Origin of the sequence: Mesorhizobium sp. BR1-1-3 (assembly GCF_020165455.1) — a bacterium.
Lineage (GTDB): Bacteria > Pseudomonadota > Alphaproteobacteria > Rhizobiales > Rhizobiaceae > Mesorhizobium > Mesorhizobium ciceri.
The window spans coordinates 174,029-196,363 of the sequence record NZ_JAIUIC010000002.1 but is presented as its reverse complement, the minus strand read 5'-3'; the positions used below and the strand labels follow the sequence as shown (position 1 = coordinate 196,363).

18 protein-coding genes are annotated in these 22,335 nt (G+C 61.0%); all 18 read right to left on the bottom strand.

The window, feature by feature from the left end:
• Position 1 precedes the first annotated feature (1 nt).
• Positions 2 to 1,489 carry an NAD-dependent succinate-semialdehyde dehydrogenase gene (locus tag LB559_RS05285; RefSeq protein WP_224673264.1) on the bottom strand — a complete coding sequence of 496 codons (1,488 nt, stop codon included), beginning with the start codon at positions 1,487 to 1,489 and terminating at the stop codon, positions 2 to 4.
• A 2-nt stretch (positions 1,490 to 1,491) separates the two neighbouring features.
• Complete coding sequence (locus LB559_RS05280; RefSeq protein ID WP_128336789.1) at positions 1,492 to 2,328, bottom strand: HpcH/HpaI aldolase/citrate lyase family protein; 837 nt, start codon at positions 2,326 to 2,328, stop codon at positions 1,492 to 1,494.
• Positions 2,328 to 3,188: a MaoC family dehydratase N-terminal domain-containing protein gene (locus LB559_RS05275; protein ID WP_224673263.1), complete on the bottom strand. Its 861-nt coding sequence runs from the start codon at positions 3,186 to 3,188 to the stop codon at positions 2,328 to 2,330. The genes LB559_RS05280 and LB559_RS05275 overlap by 1 nt, the downstream gene beginning before the upstream one ends.
• 12 nt (positions 3,189 to 3,200) lie before the next feature.
• Complete coding sequence (locus LB559_RS05270; RefSeq protein WP_224673261.1) at positions 3,201 to 4,358, bottom strand: acyl-CoA dehydrogenase family protein; 1,158 nt, start codon at positions 4,356 to 4,358, stop codon at positions 3,201 to 3,203.
• Complete coding sequence (locus LB559_RS05265; protein WP_127370247.1) at positions 4,358 to 5,692, bottom strand: MmgE/PrpD family protein; 1,335 nt, start codon at positions 5,690 to 5,692, stop codon at positions 4,358 to 4,360. The genes LB559_RS05270 and LB559_RS05265 overlap by 1 nt, the downstream gene beginning before the upstream one ends.
• Positions 5,689 to 6,855 (bottom strand): CaiB/BaiF CoA transferase family protein, encoded by a 1,167-nt coding sequence (locus LB559_RS05260; protein ID WP_224673259.1) that lies wholly within the window; start codon positions 6,853 to 6,855, stop codon positions 5,689 to 5,691. Before LB559_RS05260 ends, LB559_RS05265 begins: the two co-directional genes overlap by 4 nt.
• 119 nt (positions 6,856 to 6,974) lie before the next feature.
• On the bottom strand, positions 6,975 to 7,937 hold the full coding sequence (locus tag LB559_RS05255; RefSeq protein ID WP_224673257.1) for a LysR family transcriptional regulator: 963 nt from the start codon (positions 7,935 to 7,937) through the stop codon (positions 6,975 to 6,977).
• A gap of 77 nt (positions 7,938 to 8,014) precedes the next feature.
• On the bottom strand, positions 8,015 to 8,965 hold the full coding sequence (locus LB559_RS05250; protein WP_224673256.1) for a LysR family transcriptional regulator: 951 nt from the start codon (positions 8,963 to 8,965) through the stop codon (positions 8,015 to 8,017).
• Between the two features lie 6 nt (positions 8,966 to 8,971).
• Positions 8,972 to 10,849: a hypothetical protein gene (locus LB559_RS05245; RefSeq protein WP_224673246.1), complete on the bottom strand. Its 1,878-nt coding sequence runs from the start codon at positions 10,847 to 10,849 to the stop codon at positions 8,972 to 8,974.
• Positions 10,846 to 11,310, bottom strand: a complete 465-nt coding sequence (locus LB559_RS05240) for a hypothetical protein (RefSeq protein WP_224673244.1) — start codon at positions 11,308 to 11,310, stop codon at positions 10,846 to 10,848. Before LB559_RS05240 ends, LB559_RS05245 begins: the two co-directional genes overlap by 4 nt.
• Positions 11,311 to 11,338: 28 nt before the next feature.
• A complete protein-coding gene (locus LB559_RS05235) occupies positions 11,339 to 13,531 on the bottom strand; it encodes a flotillin family protein (RefSeq protein ID WP_224673242.1) in 2,193 nt (730 codons plus the stop codon).
• A gap of 59 nt (positions 13,532 to 13,590) precedes the next feature.
• Positions 13,591 to 14,280 (bottom strand): bacteriorhodopsin, encoded by a 690-nt coding sequence (locus tag LB559_RS05230; RefSeq protein WP_224673240.1) that lies wholly within the window; start codon positions 14,278 to 14,280, stop codon positions 13,591 to 13,593.
• Between the two features lie 9 nt (positions 14,281 to 14,289).
• Entirely contained in the window at positions 14,290 to 15,693 is a 1,404-nt protein-coding gene (locus tag LB559_RS05225) for an ABC transporter permease (RefSeq protein ID WP_127388367.1), read from the bottom strand.
• On the bottom strand, positions 15,690 to 17,069 hold the full coding sequence (locus LB559_RS05220) for an ABC transporter permease (protein WP_224673237.1): 1,380 nt from the start codon (positions 17,067 to 17,069) through the stop codon (positions 15,690 to 15,692). The genes LB559_RS05225 and LB559_RS05220 overlap by 4 nt, the downstream gene beginning before the upstream one ends.
• Before the next feature lie 23 nt (positions 17,070 to 17,092).
• Positions 17,093 to 18,049 carry an alpha/beta fold hydrolase gene (locus LB559_RS05215; RefSeq protein WP_127368623.1) on the bottom strand — a complete coding sequence of 319 codons (957 nt, stop codon included), beginning with the start codon at positions 18,047 to 18,049 and terminating at the stop codon, positions 17,093 to 17,095.
• A 21-nt stretch (positions 18,050 to 18,070) separates the two neighbouring features.
• Positions 18,071 to 18,475 carry a hypothetical protein gene (locus LB559_RS05210; RefSeq protein ID WP_006326052.1) on the bottom strand — a complete coding sequence of 135 codons (405 nt, stop codon included), beginning with the start codon at positions 18,473 to 18,475 and terminating at the stop codon, positions 18,071 to 18,073.
• Between the two features lie 37 nt (positions 18,476 to 18,512).
• Positions 18,513 to 20,687, bottom strand: coding sequence for a YbhB/YbcL family Raf kinase inhibitor-like protein (locus LB559_RS05205; RefSeq protein ID WP_206526347.1), 2,175 nt, complete (start codon positions 20,685 to 20,687; stop codon positions 18,513 to 18,515).
• Positions 20,688 to 20,784: 97 nt separating this feature from the next.
• Positions 20,785 to 21,945, bottom strand: coding sequence for an ABC transporter substrate-binding protein (locus tag LB559_RS05200; protein ID WP_127388377.1), 1,161 nt, complete (start codon positions 21,943 to 21,945; stop codon positions 20,785 to 20,787).
• Positions 21,946 to 22,335: the final 390 nt, after the last annotated feature.

The window sequence follows — 22,335 nt, the reverse complement described above, 5'->3', positions numbered from 1 at the left end:
CCTAGCTCGTTAGGCCTCCAAAACACAAATATTTCAGCTCCAGGTAATCATCGACGCCGTATTTCGAGCCTTCCCGGCCAAAACCCGACTGCTTGATACCGCCGAACGGCGCGACTTCGGTCGAAATCAAGCCGGTGTTGATGCCGACCATGCCGTATTCCAAGGCCTCCGCAACGGCCCACACGCGGCCCATGTCCTTGGCGTAGAAATAGGCCGCAAGCCCGAATTCGGTATCATTTGCCATCTCAACGACGTCGTTGACGGTTTCGAAACGGAATAAGGGCGCCAACGGCCCGAACGTTTCTTCACGGGCCACCGCCATCTCGGAGGTTACCCCAGTCAGGACGGTCGGCCAAAAAAAATTGCCGCCAAGAGGATGGTCTGGCCCACCCGCCACAATGCTGGCGCCCTGGGAGACGGCATTCTCAATGTGACGCCTCACCTTCGATACGGCGCGGTCGTCGACTAGCGGGCCGATGTCGGTGCCTTCCGCGAAGCCGTCACCGATCTTGAAGGTGTTGACGCGACGCGCGAGCTTGTCGGCGAACTCTTGGTAGATGCCGCTCTGCACGTAAAGGCGATTGGCGCAGACACAGGTCTGGCCAGCATTGCGGAACTTGGAGACGATGGCTCCTTCGACGGCCGCATCGACATCGGCATCGTCGAAGACAATGAAGGGCGCGTTGCCGCCCAGTTCCATGCTCAGTTTCATGACTTGCGCGGAGGCTTGCGCCATGAGAGTGCGGCCGACTTCGGTCGACCCGGTGAACGTGAGTTTGCGGACCTTCTCGTTTTCGCAAACCTCATCGCCGAAGTCCGAGCTTTTCGTGATCGGGACAATGCTCACCAGTCCGGCCGGCACCCCTGCCCTTTCCGCAAGTACCGCCAGCGCCAGGGCGGAGAGTGGTGTCAGGGCTGCCGGTTTGAAGACGATCGAGCAACCTGCCGCCAGCGCCGGAGCGATTTTGCGCGCTACCATCGCTGAGGGAAAGTTCCAGGGTGTAACGGCGCCGACAACCCCTACAGGTTGCTTGATCACGACGATCCGCTTGTCACGGGCATGCCCCGGGATGGTGTCGCCATAGACGCGCTTGGCCTCTTCGCCAAACCATTCGATGTAGGACGCGCCGTAGAGGATCTCGCCCTTGGACTCGGCAAACGGCTTCCCCATTTCAGCGGTCAGGATCGACGCCAGGTCATCGAGATTGGCGATCGTCAAATCGTACCAGCGCCGAATGACTGCAGCGCGCTCCTTGCCGGTGCGGGCAGCCCACTCCTTCTGGGCGACATAGGCGACATCGATCGCCTTGGCGATCTCGGCTCGGGTAAAATCGGGCAGCGTGGCCAGCACTTCGCTGTTTGAAGGGTTGGTCACCTCGAAGGTTTGCCCGGACCGGGACTGGCCGAGCCACTCTTTGCCGATCAATCCCGCTTCCCGGATCAGATCCTTGTCCTTGATCTTGTTGAGGAGTGTCGCTGATACGGCCATGGTTAGACACCTTTACTAAATTGCGAACGGTCCCGCGCGAGTAGTGCCCAGGCCTGGGCTACAATGGGAGCATCGATCATCCTGCCGTCGACAAGGCGCGCTGCGCCGTCCCGGGCCGCGTCGACGACGCGCTGCGCCCAGCGCAGTTGCTCGTCACTCGGCTGGAAAGCCGAGCTGACATGGGAAGTCTGGGCAGGGTGTATGCAAAGCTTCCCCCCGGCCCCATGATCCAAGGCCTGCCGGCATTCGGTGGCCAGTCTGGCGGTGTCCGTGACCTCGAAGGATGGGCCATCCAACGGCAGGGGCTTGCCGGCGGCCCTGCTCGCCACCGCCAGCCGCATCATGGCATGCGCTTTGAGGTCATGAGAGGCGGGAACACCCAAGTCCAGCGCAAAATCCGCAGGTCCGAAGGCCAGCCTGGCGACATGCGAATGAGCGGCCAACGCCCCCGCCGCTTCCAGCCCCCGCGCCGTCTCGATCAGCGCTATGATCTCGATGTCGCCACCCAAAACCCGAACCACCGCGTCGAGGGTCGCTGCGGACTGCGCTTTCGGCAGGCAGATCCGCCGAAGCCCGAGTGTCCTGAGCGCAGCAAGGTCGGCAGCATACCAGCTGCTGTCTTGGCCATTCACCCGGACGTAGGTGGGGTTCCGCAATGTCAGGGCATGGTGAAGATTGGACCGGGCGCCATCCTTGGCGGCAGGCGCAACAGCGTCCTCAAGATCAATAATGACCGTGTCGGCTCCGGACCGGTCGGCCTTTTCAAAACGCTCTGGCCGATCGGCCGGAACGAACAAAGGCGCGACAGACGTAAAATGCACGTTGCCCTGTGTACACATCAGGCCATACCCCTATCGATATCGGCTTCCATGTGCACCGCGCCGCCCTCGCCTTGTGTCCAGAGGCGCCGACCATCGACGCCGGCCCTGACGGTCAGTGCACGGTCCGCGATCGCCGGAGCTATCCCGCGGTAGCGAAACGTCAGGGGTATAGCGACGCCTTGGGACGCCGCGAGGTTGAGAAGGAGCGTAGCCTGGAGGGGGCCATGGACAACCAGTCCCTCGTAGCCTTCAGCCTCGGTCGCATAAGGCCAGTCGTAGTGTATACGGTGACCATTAAAGGTGATCGCGGAATAGCGGAAGAGCAACGTCGACGAAGGAATGACAGACCACACTTGCGCTGCTGGCCGGATTGTCGTGGGCGCCGCCGGCGAGGTGTTTCGAGACACGACATTCCCCAATCCCGCGGCTTCCCGGTAGACGATGTCCTGTCGTTCACTCAGGGCGAGACCACGGTCGGAATGGTACGTGTGGCCGACCGCGACGAACCAGAGTTCACCGGATCGGCCTTGCTTGCGCACTATGTCCTGGATCGTAGAGACCTTGCGGACTTTGTCACCAACTCTAAGGTGATCATGCACCTGTAGCTCACCGCCAGCCCACATGCGGCGCGGCAGCGGCACGGGCGGCAAAGACAGGTTCTTGGCGGGGTGACCGTCAGCCCCCAACTGTCTCATTCCGGCAATGGCCGGCGACAGGCACCAATGAATGCCCAACGGGGCGGTATCTGCGGGCAGCGGCGCTAGATGGGGTTCAAAAACGGCGCAGAAGCTCTCTACGAGGCGCTCCGAAACAACATCGATGCTTTCGGTCTGACGGCCATGCCATTGCGCCGATAAGTCCTGCTGGGTCGTGTCCACTGGCCCTGACCGTCAGTACGAACGCGGCATCCCGAGCACATGCTCGGAGAGATAGGACAGGATGAGGTTCGTCGAGATCGGGGCAACCTGGTAAAGCCTGGTTTCGCGAAACTTGCGTTCGACGTCATACTCTTCGGCGAACCCGAAGCCGCCATGCGTCTGGATACAGGCGTTGGCGGCTTCGTTGGAAGCATCAGCAGCCAGCATCTTGGCCATGTTCGCTTCAGCGCCGCAGTCCTGGCCGGCCTCATAGAGCCGGGTGGCTTCGCGGACCATGAGTTCGGCTGCACGCATGTTGGCGTAAGCCCTTGCGATGGGAAACTGGACGCCCTGGTTGGCGCCGATGGCCCGGCCGAAGACATTGCGGTCGCATGCGTAGGTAGAAGCCTTGTTGATCAGCCACTTTGCGTCGCCGACACATTCGGCGGCGATCAGGATCCGCTCGGCATTCATCCCGGAGAGGATATACCGGAAGCCCTTGCCTTCCTCACCGACCAGGTTTTCGGCAGGGATTTTCACATTGTCGAAAAAGACCTCTGTCGTGGAATGGTTCATCATCGTCCGGATCGGCCGGATTGAGAGACCCTGCTTGAGCGCTTCCCGCATGTCGAGAATAAACACCGACAGGCCTTCGGTCCGTTTGGCCACCTGATCCTTGGGGGTGGTGCGCGCGAGCAGCAACATGAGGTCGGAATGTTCCGCCCGGCTTGTCCAGATCTTCTGGCCGTTGACCACGTAGTGATCGCCGTCGTTGCGCGCGAAGCTACGGATTGAAGTGGTGTCGGTGCCGCTGGTCGGTTCGGTCACACCGAACGCCTGCAGCCTCAATTGTCCGGAGGCGATTTGCGGAAGATAGCGCTGCTTCTGCGATTCATTGCCGTGGCGCAGCACCGTGCCCATGACATACATCTGTGCATGGCAAGCCGCACCATTGCATCCCGCCCGTTGGATCTCTTCGAGCACGGCGGCCGCGGCCGAAAGCGTCAAGCCCGACCCGCCATATTCCTCGGGGATCAGCGTCGCAAGGTAGCCGGCCTCGGTCAGCGCGTTGACGAAATCCACGGGGTAGGCGCGGTCGGCATCGAGCTTGCGCCAGTATTCGCCCGGAAATCGCTCGCAGAGTCGACGCACGGCGCCGCGGATGTCCTCGTTGTCAAAGTCCTTGAACATCAGGCGCTCCGCGCGGCATGAACCTGGGGACGCGCGTCACCTGCGGTTTCAAACAGACCCAGTGAGCGCACCGGACGGTTATCTGTAAGGCCAAGGATAGCGCCGATCAGGTCGTCGGCACGGGCTGGCGAAGTGCCGCCGGCGACGAGTTGCGTGCGCGCCTTCTGAGACAGCTCGGCTGCCGTCACCGGATTGTCGGGATCGCCCTTGGCGTCGTGTCGGGCGGCGGAAAGGCGCCTGCCGGAAGCCGTCTCGACGATCACCTCGGCGCCCCACGATTCCGGATAGGCGGCGTCGATCGACGGCGCCAGCTCGACCTTGACCTTCTTGCGTTCGCCGACCATCCGTTGCCGTGCATCGGCATCGAAGCTGGCCTGGTCGATGCGGCCGTCCGCAAGCGCTATCGCCACTGTGTGCTGCAGCGAGAATTTGGCACTGTATGGATCTTCGGGAGCCGGCCGGTCGCATACGTCGAGGGCAGCCCGGTAAGCCCCGACATGAACGCTTGCGATGGCTTCCCCGGCGATCTCGTCGTGCATGGCGATCGCGCCGTCGATCGCCGGATGGGTGTGTCTGCAGCACGGCCATGGCTTGATCGAGGTGTTGATCAGTTGCCAGGCCCGCTCAGGCCCTGCCGTGACAGCCTCCGGAATCGGGTCCGGGCACAGACCGGCGTAGAAGCCCCTCTGGCCTTCCAGGATGTTCTGCGCGCCGGTGAATCCTTCCTTGGCCAGGAACGAAGCGAGGACGCCTGACTCCGCCGCCCTGGCGGTGTGGAGATGCTTGCTCATGGCGCCTTCGGCAAGGAACTCCCAAAGACCCGATGACTGGGTGCCCGCATTCCCAAGCGCCCAAACGGTCCTGGTGTCATCGAGGCCGAGGAGCTCGGCCACGGCAAACGCCGCCCCGAACGGCCCGCAGGTCGAGGTGTTGTGCCAGACCCGGTAATGCTTCTTACCGACGGACATGCCGACCCGGCAGCAAGCCTCGTATCCTGCAAGAACCGCGCGAAGAAACGCTTCACCGCCAAGATCGTGATCATGGGCTACCGCCCAGGCCGCAGGAATGACGACGCTGCCCGGATGGGTCACCGAGTCCCGGTGGAGGTCATCCATCTCCAAGATATGCGCTAGGCCGCCCAGGTAGAACGCCTTGCGGGGGGTATCGGCTTGCGCCAGCGGGGCGACCGCCATCAGCATGCGGGCGGGCTCGGTCGGCAACGCGCCAAGGGCGCAGGCGAGCGTATCCAGGACGAACAACGATGCCCATTCCAGGTCGCGGTCGGTCACCGGTTTTTCGCGGATCAGCCGGGTCAGGTCGCGGGTCAAGCTCATGGTGCTGCACTTCCTATCCGTTTGGGACCCACTGTATCCGGAGGACCGAACTCCTGCCGCAAAGCCACGTCATGTTCGCCGAGTGAAGGCACACGGCCAAGCACGGGGCGCTTGCCATTGACGGTGACCGGCGGCGCAAACAGCTCGACTTGACCACCGGTGGTCTCCACCGGGACTTTGGTGGCACTGCGATGCACCGCCAGATCAGCCATGGTCGACACACGGCCATAGGCAATTCTGACGTGGTCGAGCAATTCGCATAATGCAGACATGGTGTAGGGGGCCAAGATCGCCTGCACGCATGCATCAAGCGGCTCGCGGTTTTTAATGCGACGCACGTTGCGTTCGAATCTCGGGTCCGTTGCAACCGACGGCTGGCCCAGGACACTGTCGCAGAAGACGACCCATTCGCGTTCGTTCTGGACGGCGATAAGGATTTCCCCATCACTCACCTGAAACAGCCCGTAGGGCGCGATCGAGGGGTGGGCGAGCCCGAGCCGCCGCGGCTCCTTGCCGCCGTAGTGGCGCGCCAGATATGGCACGTTCATGTATTCGGCGAGGGTGTCGAAAAGGGAAAGCTGCAGGTGAGCCCCTTCCCCGGTTCGACTGCGCATGATCAGGGCTTCGAGGATAGCGGCGTAGGCCCCCTGCCCCGTAGCGATATCGGAGATCGATATGCCGACCCGGGTAGGGCCAGAAGTTGCGGACCCAGTGACGCCCGCCAAGCCAGCTTCCGCCTGGATCAGCAGATCGTAGGCTTTCCGTTCGTGGTCGGGTGTTCCGGGTGCGTAGCCGCCGATGTCACAGACGATCAGCCTGGGGAACCGCCGTCTGAGGTCGGCGCTGCCGATGCCCAGCCTGTCGGTTGCGCCAGGCGCAAGGTTCTGGACGAACACGTCGGCGGTGGCGAGCATGGATTCGACCAGCGCAAGATCATCCGGCTGCTTCAGATCGACGGTGCAGGATTGCTTGCCGCGGTTGTTCCAGATGAAGTAGCTTGAGAGCCCGTGAACATAATCGTCATAGCCGCGCGCGAAGTCGCCCTCGGGGCGCTCGAGCTTGATGACCCGCGCGCCCGCGTCGGCCAGACGGGACGTCGCCAAAGGCGCGGCCACGGCTTGCTCCAGCGAGATGACGATCGTTCCCTCCAGCGCGCCTGGCATGGCTCTTCCTTATGGTGCATTTCCGATACCATCGCACCGGAAGGGGTCCTTTCGTCAAATAGCGTTTTGTAATGGCAGGTATAGCGAAACGGTACAGGCGGCAGCCCGCCCGCAGTACCCTAGCCGAAGAGGTTGGGCCGCTGGGTTTCGTTGGATAGTTCGGCGCTCCAGACCTGGTCCTTGACCAACTGGCGAAGGATCTCCCACGATAGCTGCCCGACGGCGCGGGGCGCTGTCTGCAACGGCCGTTCGGTCGAGTAGGCCAGGTACACTTTCCGTGTAATTGCCGGGTTTTGGAAACTCCACGCCCGAAACAGGCCAGCCTGCGCCTCAGCGTTGATCGCCATCCGCGGCAGGATTCCGTAACCGATCCCACGCGTCACCAATCTCTTGATCTGGGTGTAGGAGTCGATTTCGATGGCAGGGTTGATGGCGACCTGGACTGAGGCTGCCACGACCTCGATCAGTTCTCGCAGACCGTGGCCCGGGCCCGGCACAACGAGGGGCAAACCGGCGACGTCGCGAAGCTCCACGGAAGAGCCCTGTAAGTCGGCCTGGCCCGGCATCGACGTGCTGGCAAAGAGACAGATTTCCTCGGACAAGCCGTGATGTACAGCGAGCCCCCGAGGATCCGAAGTTGCATAAATCATCGCGAGGTCAACCTCCCCCCGCTTCAACCATTCCAGAATGTAGCCGCTCATCGCCTCAACGATACGGATGCGCACCTCGGGGAACCGCTCGCGGGCGGCCTCGATCAGCGGCGCCGCGAGAAGCTCGCTCACTGTACCAGGCAGGCCGAAGCGCACTTCACCGCGAGGAGCTATGGCGGCGCCCCTCACGCTGTCGTTAATTTCGGCAAACTCGGCTAGGATGCGCTTGGCATGCACCATCAGCCGCGTGCCCGCTTCGGTCGCACTCACGCCATGTGGCCCGCGATGCAGGAGAGGAAGGCCAAGCTCCTCTTCCATGTGTCTGACATGCTGGCTCAAAGCGGGCTGCGCCACATGGAGCTGTGTCGCGGCCTTCGAGAACGAGCCGCTCTCGACGACCTTGGAAAAATATCTTAGCTGTCGAAGGTCCAAAACGGCTCCCTACGCTCCGCGGAGGCCTAGCGTATAACATTCCGTTATTGAGGCAACGACAAAAAGCGGCCGTCCGTCTATCCCTGCCCTAACAAGACCGCGTCGGCGCTGTCCATGGATCTCTTGATCCGTCCGGCCCGCCGACGGACTTCATCAATCAAGGCGGTGAGCACCACGTTCCGGGGACTGCCGCCCTGAGGCCGCACGACGGCAATCGTGCGGACCATGGCGCTGTCAGCGATCGCATAAGCGCTCAGCACGTGCCCGGCCACTTCGCGCGTCACGCTCGAGTGGGGCAGAATGGTTGCGTACTGGGTGGTTTTGTCCGCGACGACAGCTTTTACGGCGCCGAGCGAATCGAGTTCGAGTTCCGGCTGCAGCGCGATGCCCCGGTCGCGGTAGACCCGATCGATGATCCGCCGCAATTCATGGATTTCGCTCGGCAATATCAACTTTAACCGGCTGATGTCTCCCAACTGGCGCGGCGCGTCGACCTGGGCGCGGGCATAAGCGGTTACCAGCACGAGGCGCTCGGCAAACAGATCGAGGATGTCGAGCTGATCCGGCGCGCTGGGCCGATAGGTGAGTGCAGCGTCGAGCCGGCCGGAGCGCATGAGACTGGCAAGGTCGCCACTGTAGGCCTCGACGACATTCAGCGTGACACCCTGATACTGGGCTTCAACAAAATTGCGGATGTCCTCCAGAAACAGCGGCACTATCGTCGGGCATATACCGAGCGAGATTTCGCCCTTGAGCTTGTCCGAGCGCTGGCGCACCTCGCGGACCGCATCATCGAGCCCATCGATGTGCAGGCGCGACTGGCCGAGGAGGAACCATCCTTCGGCCGTGGGCTCGGCACCGCGCCCACTTCGGTTGATCAACGAGATACCGACTTCCTTTTCGAGCAGCTTGATTTGTCGCGTCAGGGACGGTTGGGCGACCCCTATGGATTGGGACGCACGGGAGAAGCCGCCGTGCTCGCAAACCGCGATGAAATAGCGTAGACGCCTGAGGTCGATGCCTTCCATGCCCAGTTACCGGCCCGTCACGCGGTCGAGGAGCCGTGCGATCCACGGGGTCGTAACGGGCTCAATCAATGGGTTCACGTCCGGCACCAGGACGATCCTGTGGCGAGGACGTTGATCGATGACGGACAGGCGTCCCTGATAGGCCAGCCACCACACGATGAATACGCCGACAAACCAGAACAGGACCTGCCAGATCAGCAGCGAAGGCACCCCCGGCGCCACCACCACGCCAGCAAAAATCGGCTCGCTGAAAAATGTGTTGCCCAGGATTGCACCGGGGCCGAGCGCGAAAAACGCCCACAGAAGTGTCAGGGCCCATTTGGCCGTTGTGGCCGCCTGACTCCCCTTGCGTGCCGGCTGGCTCTCCTCGAAAGCGTCATGGAGGCGATCCCTGCGGTCCCGCTCGGCGCCGCTGCGCGTAAACAGGGACACAAGGAGGCACGCGGTGAAATTGGTCGCAAGTCCCCATCCCGCCGAATGGACCGACAACGGCCAGCGACCCCATGGCAGGTCGACGAAGAGCCGCTCGAACAACACCAGTCCAAAGCTCTCGGTGAACACCACGCAAAGGCTTCCGACAATCAGGCCGGCCAGAACACCGCTGCGGCTGATCCAGCGCACCCAGCATAGGCCGAGCACCGCAGGCAGCAGCTGCATGGATAGGCTGAGCGTGAGGGAGGAGAAGATTGTCGCGCTGAGGGGCGCATAGCTCGCGACGGCAGCGACAGCTCCGTAGACGAGCGCCAAGGTCACCCGCGCGGCAAACCGCATCGAACGCTGGTCCATGCCCGGGATGATGTAGCGTGATGTCAGCTCGATAGTGCAGACCGATGCACCGGATCCGGCAAAGAATGCGACGGCGATCTGGCCCGATGCGACCAGAAGGACTGTAAAGCCCACTGCCACCATCGGATCGAGCGTTGCCAGCCGTGTCGTGAAGGCTGTCAGCGAGCCACTGGCCGCAATCTCCGCAGCCAGAACCGGCCCGATCAGGATCAGGGCGCCAGCCGCGAGTCCCGCGATCATCCAGACCTGGCCAAATGCAAGGCCGCGGCGCGGCGCACTTGTCACGCCCAGAAAGCTGAAGCCGGGACTGATCGCGATGCCGCCCAGAGACAGGGCGAACGTCAGTCCCGCGAAGGTGGTCCAGAGCCCCCCGGCCGGCAGCTCTTTGCCAATGCCGGCGCTAAACTGGATTACGCCCGGGATCTTGTCCGGCAGCACGCCGCTGGCTGTTCCAATCCCGTTGGCGGCGAATGCCAATTTGTGGAGCGCAAAGCCGGTGAATCCGCCGAAAAAGATTATGAGAGCCAGGACCAGCAGGGACTGGGCGGCGACAAGATAGGCAATCCCGCGCCAGCCTCCGATCACGCTGCAGAGGAACAGGACGAATGCGATCGACCAGATTGCGAGACTGGACGGAACGTCGTTGGCGGTCGCGCCGCTCACCAAGGCACCCGCCTGAGACAGGCACATCGCCGCAAAGGGGACGCTGAAAAGGAACAGCACGAACAGCAAATAGATGCGAAGCGTCGTGCTGCCGAAGTAATCGCCCAGCAGGTCACCAAGCGTGCGCAGCGAGGTCAGCCGGGCGGCAAGCCAAACCCGCTTCTGCGTGATGGCAGCGCAAAGGGCGATACAGATGAGACCGACTGCGACCTGGTTGTATTGAAGGCCGAAGGTGGCGAGCAAAAGCAGATGATCGGGAAGGCTGAGGCTGGCCAAGGTAATGCCGGCGCCGGCGAAGATGATCACCCATGGCGGCAATGCCAGGCCTGCGTCGACGAAATCACCGGGTTGCTGGGCGTGACGGCCGCTGATGGTCGCAAGGTAAAGGCCCAGGACCGCGACGATGCCGAGCACGGAAACCAAGAGCGGGGTCATATATGGTCTCCCGGCGCGCGTTTTGAATCTCGGTCATCCGAGCGGAAGTCCCGGATAACGTCGAACGCTTCGAAGGCCTGCCGTGCCCCGTACCGGGTGATCATGTAGAAAACGACCACGACCCCCGTTGTGATAAAACCGATGCTCAGCGGCAAGAAGTTGTGCGCGGCAAACGGCGCGCTGACCAGCGACAGAACAACGAACAACACAAGCGCGAGTCCGTAGATGACCAGGCCGAGCCCTAGTTCTCGGGGCGAGAAACCCGTCCCGTAGACCACATCGACGATCACGTGAGCGACAAAGCCCGCCAGAATGGCCGCGAACCCGGCAAGGATATAGGGTGTTCCGCCGCGGCCAAATCCAAACTCAAACAGGATCGCGGCGGGCAAGGCCACTGCCAACCAGCAGGCCATGACCAAGGCGTGTCGGTCCAGCGCTTCGTGTTTGCCGAGCGGGGTCATCGGTTGCTCTCGCTAGTTTCGTACGCGCTCAGTCGTCCTTGTCCTTCGGCGCATCCGAACCCTGGAAGTTGCGGAACGACATGCCGCCGGCGCTTCCGAGGTTCTCGATCGGCAGTCCCAGGTCCTTCATGAGACCGTCGACGAAGGCGACCTGGGTGCGATATTTCATAGCGGAATTGACAACGCGATCCGTCATGTTGCCGCCGCCCGAGCCGCCATCGCCGCCACCCATTTCGGACGGGCTGTTGAGGCCCGGCAGGCCGTCGACCTGGAGTATCTTGATCGATTCGATGTTTTCCATCGGCTTGACTGTCTCGCGGATGATGCTTGGCAGATTGCTGACGAGGTTTTCGTAGATGGCACTGCGTCTGCTGGCATCCGAACGGGTGTTTTCGGACTCGTTGAGCATACGCTGCCCGGCGGCGTCCTTGGCATAGCGGACCTCGGCCGCATTGGACTCGGCGATTTCCGCCAGCGCCCTGAGTTCCGTGGCTTCTTTCTCGGCCTTTGCCGAAGAAACGACGCGTTGGGCGTCACGCTCGACCCTGGACGAAGACTGAATGAGCTCGATCCGCTTGATGCGTTCGGCCACTTCTTCTTCGCGTGCGCTGTTGACCTGCTCTTCCTGTTCAACCTGTTTTTTCCGAGCTTCCGCGGCCTCGGTCTTTGCGTAGGCTTCCTCGATCGACTTGTTGATCACCGCGATCAAGCGCTCCTTGTCGACGATTTCGACTTCCTTCTGCTGCTCGATCTCAAACTTATCGACAAACTTCCGCGCAGCGATGCGCAACTCGTCGATCTGGCGGTTGGCGGCGATCGACGCGTCCTGGATCTCCTGAAACGCCTTGGTTTCGGCGAGTTTGATCTTCTGGTTTTTCTCGATCTCGAGCTGCACGATTTCCTCGTCGACCCTCAAGCGTTCGACATCGACATCGTAACGTTTCTTCAGGCGTGCCTTTTCCTGGTCGGCCTCAGCAAGTTCGTTGCTGATGCGAACCTCTTTCGACTTCGCCACGGCCAGCAATTCAATGGTTTTGTCGGTCTCGATTCGATGCGTCTCGGTCACCCGCTGGTTCTGCAGTTTGGCCTTGTCGATCTCGGCCGATGACGTCGTTTCGATGATCGACAGCTCCTGACGCGAACGGATTTCAGACTCCTTCACATGCTGCTCGTTATCGATCCGCTCTGCCTCGATTTCCCGGCGGTTCTGGATCCTCTGCATCTCGAGCTCGCGGCGCGACATGATCTCGGTCATCTCAGTCTCTTGCTGCTTCTTAATCTCCAATGACCGCACCTCCGACTGAGTGTTGATCCGTTCGGAATCGAGGAGTCGGTCCTTGGCGATACGAATCCGCTCGCCTTCTTGTTCGCTGCGGATCCTGGCGTTCTGAATACTGATTGTGGAACTAGATCTCTCGGCCTCGATCTCGGCCAGTTGGGCTGCTTTGCGGATTTCGATCGCTTGCGTTTGTTCGATGCGGGCGTATTCGAGGTCACGCTCGATCTCCAGAGACCGCTGCTCGGTTTCGAAATCCTTGAGCTTTATGCCGATCCGCGACTCGTTTTCGATGCGGTTGCGAAGCTGGCGGCGCTCTTCGATCTGCTCGGTCAGCTGCGTCAGGCCTTCGGCATCGAACGCATTGGAGGGATCAAACACGGAGATGTCGGTCTGGTTGAGGCTCGTCAGAGAGGCGTTTTCAAGCTCGAGGCCATTCGACCCCAGGGTCGTCGCCGCCAGGGCGGCCACCTCACTCATGTAGCGGCCGCGGCTGGTGTGGATTTCGTCCATGGTCATCGTGGAGGCGATGGCCGACATTGCATCGACGAACCGGCCCTGAACGATCTCCTTCAGCGCGGCAGGATTCTGGGTGCGGTCACCGAGGGTGCGGGCGGCAGTCGACACCCCGGCTTCCGTCGGCATCACACGCACGAAGAACTCGGCGATGATGTCGATGCGCATCTTATTCCTGGTGATCAGGGATTGCTCGCCGAGCCTCCGGATCTCCACCGGGATGGCGTTCATGTTGACACGCGTGATGTCGTGGACAATCGGGATGATCAGCGCACCGCCGCCCATGACCACCCGCTCGCCGCCGAGGCCGGTGCGGACGAAAGACTGGTCTTTGGATGAGTGTCTGTAGAGCCAGTGCAGCAGGTAGACACCGATCGCGATGATGATCGTTATGAGAATAACGATTGCGATCACATCTGAGCCATTCATGGGAAGATCCTCCACTTAACCGCGAGCGCCAAGCACGTTGGCGCGAAGATTGACAGCCTTCAGAAACGCTCCTCGCCGGCGACGGCGAGGACGATCATTGAGACGGCGATGAGATTGATAAGGTCGGCAATGGTGTAGAGCACGATGATGGGCGCCACGTGCCCCGTTCCGATAACGACGTCCACGAAATGCAGGATCGGGTAAATTGCCCAGCCGATCGTCATGATCAGCCTGATCCAGAAATAGCCGAGGCGGATAGGACGCGTCGACTTGCTGATGGCGTCCGCCATGGCGCCGAAATACAACTCGCCAAGGATATAAAGCCAGAAGGCGATCGACAGCAGCACGCCAAGGGTCGGATTGAAGATCCGTGCGTCACCGAGATAGCGGGCCAGCACCATCAGGATTGCCGCGGCCAGGGTCCGCCAGAACACGCCCACGGGCAACTTTCCTGCGATGCTCGCAAGGAAGAACACCGATGCGACCTGCATCGGCTGGACCACGAACCACGCGACGTAGCGTGAGGCGGCGCTGAGCTGCTGGCCCGCCAGCCAGATGTTGGAGGCGGCATAGTATTCAAGGCCCGACGCCAGGAGCGCAACAGCCGACAGCGCCAGCGGAACCCGCCAGCGCTCGGACGTCCATGTCAGGCCCAGCATTGCCAGGGCAGCCGTGGCAAACATGGCAAGGGTTGCAACACTGAGCGCGGTGCTGACCACCGCGCTGGATTGAAAGAGTGTTCCGAACATGGGCTTTCCCTAGACCTGGGCTCTGATGTGAGGGGCGCGGCCGTAGAGCGCGACCATCGGCAGGATCAGAAGACCGAAAATGAATTGTTGCCATTCGTATTTGAGCCCGATGCCGATCAGGAAGGCGCTCAGGACTTGCAGAACGAGAACCCCGATGACGGTGTAGCCATAGCCGCCATAGCCGCCCATGAGCGACGTCCCGCCGATCACGACTGCGGCCAGGGTTGTGAAGAGATACTGGTCGCCAACCCCTATGAACCCCCCTCCGCTCCAGCCCAGCAACAGGCATCCTGTCAAGGCGGCTGAGAAGCCGCTGATGGTGTAGGCGAGTGTCCAGTATTTGAACTCGGAGACACCGATCAGCTTGGCCGAGCGGCGATTGCCGCCCAGGGCGTAGATGTAGCGGCCGAAGGCGGAATAACGCAGGCCAACGATGACTATGACGGCAATGACAACCCACAACAGGATCGTTGGCGGGACAGCCAGACCGAAGGTACGACCATTCATCGCGGCGAGATTTTGCAGCCATTTCGGAACGGTCCCAAAGACGTTGCCGCCAAAGGACGATCCAATGCTGGTCAGAATCTGGACAAGCCCAGCGATCGCAAATCCCATTCCGAGGGTGAGGATCAACGCCTGACCTTGCAGCCGGTAGGACAGAACGCCATTCAAGAAACCCAGGGCACCGCCGATGATCAGCACGAACACCAGCGCGAGCCAGGGCGGTACGCCAAGGCCGATCAGGAACAAAAGCCCTATGTTGGACGCGCCGATAACAAACGGGATAGAGAGGTCCAAGCCGCCGAGCAACGCCACCAGCGTTTGCCCGACGCAGGCAATGCCCAGGAACGCTGCAAACAGCAGAATTGCTTTGATGTTGGCGGCAGAGAGGAACCCGTTGATCGTAAAGGAGCTGATCACGATTAGCGCCAGCAACACAATCAATCCAATAAAGGCGCTGCGGCCATGGGCGAAGCGGTTACCGACCTTGAACGCAAAGACCAGGATCGCTTCCAGCAGCAGGAAGGCAATCAGGTTGCCAAGGGATCTGAAGGACGGGACCGTGGCCGTGATCAGCAGATACACGATCAACATTACCGCCATGGTGATGATCAGGACCCGGTTGCCGACCCAGACGCCACCGGCGTCAGCCGGGGCTGCAGACTCGGTTTCAAGAGACGAAGACCGAGACTCGAAGATGACGGCGACGTAGTTGATCAGCCAGAACAGCACGGCGGCCAGAACGATGGTGTAGAGGATGACGATCTGGGCGCTGAGCCCCTGCCAAAACCCCAGGCCGAAGCTGATCGCCGCCACCACGAATGTCACGGCGAGGTTAAGCCATACCAAGGCGCGCGAACGCGGGATGAAGAGGCCGCCACTGCGGCTGCCGTTGGCGAAAGTCTGACTCATGGCCCGATCCCCAACGATTGTCCTGTCGCCACGATTCCGGCCGCGTGGCTTTGCTCGCCGACGACCAGGAACAGGAGCAGGATCAGTGCCGAGACGAAAACATAGATGAAGGCGCCAAGTCGCACGGAAACCGCTTCAGCTACGATGACGCGGACAGTGAACGTCAGCACGGCCAAGATGACGGCGACGCCGAAGACGATCCTTTGCAATGGCGTGAGATCGGGCAGAGTCGGCCCGCTCCCCGACTGTACGGGCAGCAGCAGGTAGCGAGTCATCACGTCCGGATCGGACTTGAAGGCCTGGCCGGCGACGGCCGCCACGCCATAGGTATCGCGGGTGCTGACATACAGCATGATTCCGACGACCAGGCAGCCCAGAACAACGAAGGCCGCAAAGGGTGAAATGAAGTGGAGGTAGCGCCCGATGATGGGGACCAGCAGGGTCAGCAGGAGCGACAGAACGAGGATCAGCCCGTAGAAGAGCTGCGTCACAAAGGCTTGCGTGGACCCGAAATTGAACGTGGCAAGAACATAGCCAATAAGAAAGAGGTTGACCGCGCCCAGCAACCCCCCTGCCACGCCACCGCGTCCACCGGACAGGCTGACCCCGCCCAGCACCAGGGCGGTCACCGCCGTCAGCGTCATGGTGGTGCCCTGCGTCGGATCTCCGGACGAGATCAGCGCGGTATAGCAGATCGCGCCCAAGCCAACGAAGAGGCCGGCGATGACGTGGGCACCGATCCGCACCACATTGATCCGGACGCCGCTCGTATAGGCCGCACGCTCATCGTAGCCCATCAAACGCAAATTCGCGTAGAACGAGGTCATGGTGAACAGCAGCCAGGCCGCTATAGCCAGCAATACTATCAGCAAGATCGGTGAAAAGATCGTGTTGCCGAGGCCCCAGGACGACATCCAGTCCGGTGCGGTGCCGCCAGGTCTTGGGAGGATGACGAGATTGATGCCGGTCAGGGCCAGAAAGCCACTGAGCGCCACAATGATCGGCTGGACGCGCACGAAAATGATGATGAGGGCAAAGAAGAGCTGATAGAGAACGCCAATCCCCAGGGCGACCAGAAAGACGCCAAAGGGACCCGTGACGATGCCAAGGCCGTTGAGCTTGACGATCGTGACGTTGATGAAGGCGAGCAACGGTCCGACCGCAAGGTCGACTGTCCCACGTCCTGCCACAGCCAGAGCCATAAGCGAGAATGTCGCCAGAATCAGGGGCGCCGACACGATGATGGCGCTGCCGAACCCCGACAAGGAGACAAGGTTCGGCCCCCTGATGACCGCGGTGCTCAGGAGCAGCGCGATCAGCAGGATCGGGACCAACAGGTAGGTGTTCTGGGAACCCCTGGATTGGGACATCAACATTTGTCTTTCGTTGCTAGCGCAACCTAGAACTCGATGACCTTCCGGCCTTCACTGGGCCGCTCGCTGCGAGCGGTGGACCGGCTTTCGGAAATGCTCCGTCCGGAAAGGGCATTGCCTCCCTGACCGCGCCGCTCCGGATCGGCGCTGAGGATTTTCTTGAGGACGGGGGTGATGACCTCCTTGAACTTCGCCGGATCTTCCGATGTCGGGAAGTGGCCACCACCGAAGATGATGCATTCCGAATTCTTCACTTTTTCGGCCGTGCGCTGGGTCATTTCAGGCGTGCAGGCGAAATCGTACTCGCCAGTCAGGAAGTAGATCGGCACCTTTCCCGAAATCTTCTGGCACTGGTCGCGGAAATCCGAATCGACGCTGTAGAAATACAGATCGCCCTTGAAGATGCCGGGGCCGCCCTGCGCATAGTACCACCAGGTCTCCCACCGGTAATCGTCAGGAGACTGCGGTGCCATCAGACCGAATACAGAGGTCGCGACCACCTCGCCACCATGGATGTGGGGGTGATGCAGCGCATCGATCCACCATCCGGGGGAATAGTCGCAGGCCTCAAGTGCAATAAAAGCCGAAAACTCGTTTTCATAGCGCAATGCCAGCGCCAGGCAGATGTTGCCGCCCATCGACTGGCCCATGAGGACCGGCTTGCGCAGATCCAGCGCCCGGCAGAACGCCACGATGAACTCACAATAGAATTTGGTTGTGAGTTTGTATTCGTCTTCCATCAGATGAAAATCTGCCGGCGGGATCGACTTGCCGTGCCAGGGCATATCGAAAGCGATAACGCGGAAATTCTGGCTGATGTCCGGGTCGCACAGCTGGTGCCGATACTGGCGTCCGTCCGTGCCGGCCGTGTGCAGGCAGACCATCGGAATGCCTTCGCCGTGTTCCTCGTAATAGGTGCGGTACGTCTTGCCTTCGCACTGGACGTAGACGTAGCGCCCAACGATTGGATCGTGTGTATTCATGACAACTCTCCTGCGCTGCCGTTAAACTTGTCGCATCAGCGAGAGCATGCGCGTCAGCGCCCGCAGATTCTGCCAGAAGGGGAGCGAATTGCCCTCGATGATCAGCTGCTTGTGCAGCGGATGCGCCATCGCCCAGATGTCGTTGAACATCGGCGGTGGGATTTCCTGGGCAAACTTCGACCAGGCGCTGCTCGGCGCCTTGAGCCAAAATTCGACTCCCATGTCATTGGGTGTGAGGCCTTGCGCGATCTTCTGGATCTTGCCGCCACGGACGTCGACGAGATATTCCGTGTCGTCGAAGCCGAGCACGAACTTGCTGGTGAAAAACCGCCCTACTACCGGCAAAATGCGGTCGTCATTGACCTTCCTTGCCCATCGCTCGATCCACTCCAGATCAAAGCTGCTCCTGCTTCCATATCTACTCATGCGATCCTCCTGATTGGGGAATTACCATGCCCGGTTTTTACGCGGGCAGAGACTTCTTTGCCGGCCCGTAGACTGCCACGAACGACGCCGCATCGATGGCCACAGGCATGACCGCAGCCGCAAATGCGCCAAGATCGGCGTCAGCTGGCAACTCGACCATGTCCGTCTTGAGCGCATAGAGGGTGAAGAAGTACCTGTGGGCCCGGTCCGGCGGCCATGGGCCGCCATATCCCTTGCCGAACCCTGGGATCTTGAATGTCACGAAGTCGCTGTTGAACTCAGCGGCGCCGTGCGGCAGTCGCAAGCTGCCGCTGGCGCCCTCAGGGAGCTCACGGACCTCGGCCGGAATGTTGGTCACCAGCCAGTGCGCAAACGAGCGGGGGAAATTGAATGCTTCCGGCAGGTCAGGATCGGTAACAGCCAAGGCAAAGCTGCGCGTGCCTTCCGGCGGTCCGGACCAAACGAGTCTCGGTGAAAGCCGGTTGTCCTCGGCGAACCGGTCCGGGATGACGCTGCCTGGCGCAATATCGGGACAACTCAGCACAAAAGATGGTGTTGCCGCCATAGGGTTTACCTCCTGGTTCAGCAGTGTCACAGGCCTCGGCATCGGCCTGCCCTGCTCGAGTCTGGGCTTGTGACTCTCGGCGACAGTCGCCGGATTGCCTGGGTCATTCTCGTTGGCCGCCTCGCCGGGGAGGCGCGCCGTCGCGCGGCGGCCAAACATGGCGTTGAGGATGGCATGGCCATCGAAAGGCGGTTCGAAATCCGCCGAAATGGCGCCATTGCGAAACACGTGAACCCGCGTGCACAGGTTCAAAAATTCCTCCAGCTCGCTGGACAGGAAGACCACGGCATTCCCGCGCGCAGCGAATTCCTTGAGGTTGCGGTAGAGATCAAGCTTGGCCCCGACGTCGATGCCGCGCGCGGGATCGTTGAGCACCAGAGCCACCGGCTTTTCCGCGAAAGCCCTGGCAATCAGTACCTTTTGCTGGTTACCGCCGGACAGCGACGTGATGAGGTTCTCCGGGCTCCCCATCTTGACGGCCAGTTTGCTGGATTCCCACTCAAACACCGGCGTCAGCTTGGGGCGGTTTATGAAGTTGAGCACCCCGCCGGATCGAAATTCGCGATACACCGGAAGCAGCAGGTTCTCGTAAATACTCAGATTGGCAAAGATGCCCTCTTTCTTGCGATCGCCGCTGACGTAGCTAATTTTGTTTTGTCGGGCCGACGCAAGGTCGGTAACCTCGCTGGCCTTGCCGTCATTAACCACCACCAACCGGCCGGCGATCGGAGACTGGATGCCAGCGATGCATCTTACGAAATCCGCCTGCCCCTGCCCGTCCAACCCGGTAATCCCGACAATCTCACCGGGATACACGGTGAAATTGACGAAGGCAGCGTCCGGCCAGACCCGAAAATCGGTTGCACGCAGGACCGCCCGATCGCCGAGCCGCCTCGGCAACGGCTGATCACGGTCTGTGCCGCTGCGCTCGGCACCGGCAATCAGTTCGAGAATCCTGGCCTCGGTGATCTCTTCTTTGGCAAGCTTGCCAACATCCACACCGTCGCGCAAAACCGTCGCGCGGTCGGCGATACGCACCAGCTCGGCGATGCGGTGGGTGACGATCAGGATGCTTGCCCCCCGCTGCTTGAGCTGCCGCATCTTGCGGAACAGCCTTTCCGTGGAATCGAAGTCGAGCGCGGCCGAGGACTCGTCGAGGATCAGGACCTTGGGATCAGTCAGAAGAGCCCTGGCGATTGTCACCCATTGTTTGACGCTCAGGGGCAGTTCGCCCACCAACCCGGAGAGATCGATGTCAAAGCCGAGGAGTTCGCGCATCAATGCGGATGCCTTGGCTTCTTTCTCTTCCCGGTTCATGGACGAGCCCAAAAGGCCATCCGCGCCCAGGTAGAGGTTATCCAGCACCGAGCACTCGTCCGCGACGAGCACCTCCTGAAAGACATTCGAGATACCCAGCTGGCGCGCCTCGTGCGGAGACGTTGCCGACTTTCCAAGGATCGACACCTGGCCACTGTCGGGTATCAGCACGCCGGAGATCACCTTCGCCAACGTGCTCTTGCCCGAGCCGTTGCCGCCAATGATCGCGTGAACCTCCCCTGCGTAGGCCGTTAGGTTGCAACCGCCGAGCGCTACAGTCGGCCCGAAGGTCTTCCTGACCGATGAGAGTTCAACCGTTGGGTACGACATCATAGGTCCAGTTGGCCGACGTTGGTCGGCTAGACTTGCACGGAATGAAAGAAATGCCACCCCGTCAACGCTGACGGGGTGGCCAGACCTGCTTTGGTCAGTTCGCCTTGAAGGCCTCAGGATCGGCCGGACGCAGGAAAAACTGGTCCAGGTAATCCTTGCCTGCCCAGTTCTCGACACCGACGTTGTACCAGCCGTCCGAATCTTCGCTGCAATCGGCCGGGACGGCCTTCTCAAGCTGCTCGTAGGACATGGTCTGCGGCTTGGTCAGGATGGACTGGACCTTCGGGCCCTGACCCTCGAGCGTGCGCATCATGACATTCCAGCCGAACTCGAAGTCGTCGCCCGGTGGCCAGGCATGGATCGCCTGTGAGACGAAATCCTTGTTGTTGCGCCAATAGCAAAGGGCGCCGATTTCACCGCCAATCGAGAATGGGACCATATCGCGGCCGCTTTGCTGCAGCGCGCGCAAGGCGCCCAGTTCAGATGCCGACTGAATGATGATGCCGTTCAGATCGCCCGGATTGGTGGCCAGCCACTTCTGGATTTCGGACTGGGCAACCTGGTCCGTCCACATGCCGGCAACCTGGCCCACGACCTTAATGTCCGGGTATTTGGCCAGGGCCTTCAGAACGCCGACATTCTGCGAGTCCGACGCCGACGCGCCTGGAATGCCTTCGACTATCAGGACATTGCCCTTGCCGTTGATCTGCTTGGCCATCCATTCGCCGAGCATGCTGCCACCGACGACGAAGTTAGCCGAAGTGTTCACCGCATAAGGCGAGGTGAGATAGCCAACTGCAGAGAAGACCGGGACGTCACGCTGGTGGGCATATTCGACGGTCTGGTTCAGTGACGTCGGGTTTGAGCAGCAGACGATGATCGCGTCGACGCCCTGGTCCACCAACTGCCGCATCTGCTGGATCTGCGTGGAATCGTTCAGATTCGACTGGGTGATGATCACGTCCTTGACCAGTCCGAGCTTCTTCCATTTCGGAATGATCTCTTCCTGGAGCCGCTTCATGACGTCGGCGCGCCACGTGTTACCAGCATAGGAGCTGGCGTAGCCGATCGTCCACGGGGGACCCTTCTTCGGTTTCCAGTCGCGGTAAGCGCTTTCCGCGAGCGGCTGCATCGGGTCCATCATGTCTTTGTTGTAGAGCTCGTCCTGGATGTTCTTGGGCAGCTCATCCACGCCACCGGCAAATGCAGGGGTGACGCTAGCGATCGTTGCGACAACGGCAAGCGATCGCAACATGGTTGCGAATGTCGTCAATTTTTCCTCCCTTAGTGCCGGGCGTTGAGCCGTGGGCACGCTGAGTTCACCGGAACCCGGGGAGGACTATCGGGCAATCAGCACGTTGGCGGTAATACATTTTTCAAATGCGCTCTATACGCTTTCGCTATGGACCTGTGCCACGTCTTGGACCGTCGTTTCAGGGCAGCGGCCGGGCACGGTACACCGACCTTGCATGATGCCTGCTCACCCCGTCCCCGCCGACGGATCTCAAGCCGGCGGTTCGGAACCGAGCCACCCGCAAAAATATAGTGTTGGTATTTTATTGGCTGGTCATGCTGCCGCGTAAGAAAACCTTTGGAACCAAGCGAGATTTGCCTCCGCTTGGGTTCCGCCTCAGCGTGCAGCCTG

What these genes read in the sequence shown, in the direction of transcription:
- LB559_RS05245 (WP_224673246.1), bottom strand. Translation starts at nt 10,849, where the DNA reads ATGACCCCGCTCTTGGTTTCCGTGCTCGGCATCGTCGCGGTCCTGGGC.
- LB559_RS05200 (WP_127388377.1), bottom strand. Translation starts at nt 21,945, where the DNA reads ATGTTGCGATCGCTTGCCGTTGTCGCAACGATCGCTAGCGTCACCCCT.
- LB559_RS05265 (WP_127370247.1), bottom strand. Translation starts at nt 5,692, where the DNA reads ATGAGCTTGACCCGCGACCTGACCCGGCTGATCCGCGAAAAACCGGTG.
- LB559_RS05250 (WP_224673256.1), bottom strand. Translation starts at nt 8,965, where the DNA reads ATGGAAGGCATCGACCTCAGGCGTCTACGCTATTTCATCGCGGTTTGC.
- LB559_RS05285 (WP_224673264.1), bottom strand. Translation starts at nt 1,489, where the DNA reads ATGGCCGTATCAGCGACACTCCTCAACAAGATCAAGGACAAGGATCTG.
- LB559_RS05205 (WP_206526347.1), bottom strand. Translation starts at nt 20,687, where the DNA reads ATGTCGTACCCAACGGTTGAACTCTCATCGGTCAGGAAGACCTTCGGG.
- LB559_RS05240 (WP_224673244.1), bottom strand. Translation starts at nt 11,310, where the DNA reads ATGACCCCGCTCGGCAAACACGAAGCGCTGGACCGACACGCCTTGGTC.
- LB559_RS05270 (WP_224673261.1), bottom strand. Translation starts at nt 4,358, where the DNA reads ATGTTCAAGGACTTTGACAACGAGGACATCCGCGGCGCCGTGCGTCGA.
- LB559_RS05235 (WP_224673242.1), bottom strand. Translation starts at nt 13,531, where the DNA reads ATGAATGGCTCAGATGTGATCGCAATCGTTATTCTCATAACGATCATC.
- LB559_RS05280 (WP_128336789.1), bottom strand. Translation starts at nt 2,328, where the DNA reads ATGTGTACACAGGGCAACGTGCATTTTACGTCTGTCGCGCCTTTGTTC.
- LB559_RS05225 (WP_127388367.1), bottom strand. Translation starts at nt 15,693, where the DNA reads ATGAGTCAGACTTTCGCCAACGGCAGCCGCAGTGGCGGCCTCTTCATC.
- LB559_RS05215 (WP_127368623.1), bottom strand. Translation starts at nt 18,049, where the DNA reads ATGAATACACACGATCCAATCGTTGGGCGCTACGTCTACGTCCAGTGC.
- LB559_RS05210 (WP_006326052.1), bottom strand. Translation starts at nt 18,475, where the DNA reads ATGAGTAGATATGGAAGCAGGAGCAGCTTTGATCTGGAGTGGATCGAG.
- LB559_RS05230 (WP_224673240.1), bottom strand. Translation starts at nt 14,280, where the DNA reads ATGTTCGGAACACTCTTTCAATCCAGCGCGGTGGTCAGCACCGCGCTC.
- LB559_RS05220 (WP_224673237.1), bottom strand. Translation starts at nt 17,069, where the DNA reads ATGTTGATGTCCCAATCCAGGGGTTCCCAGAACACCTACCTGTTGGTC.
- LB559_RS05260 (WP_224673259.1), bottom strand. Translation starts at nt 6,855, where the DNA reads ATGCCAGGCGCGCTGGAGGGAACGATCGTCATCTCGCTGGAGCAAGCC.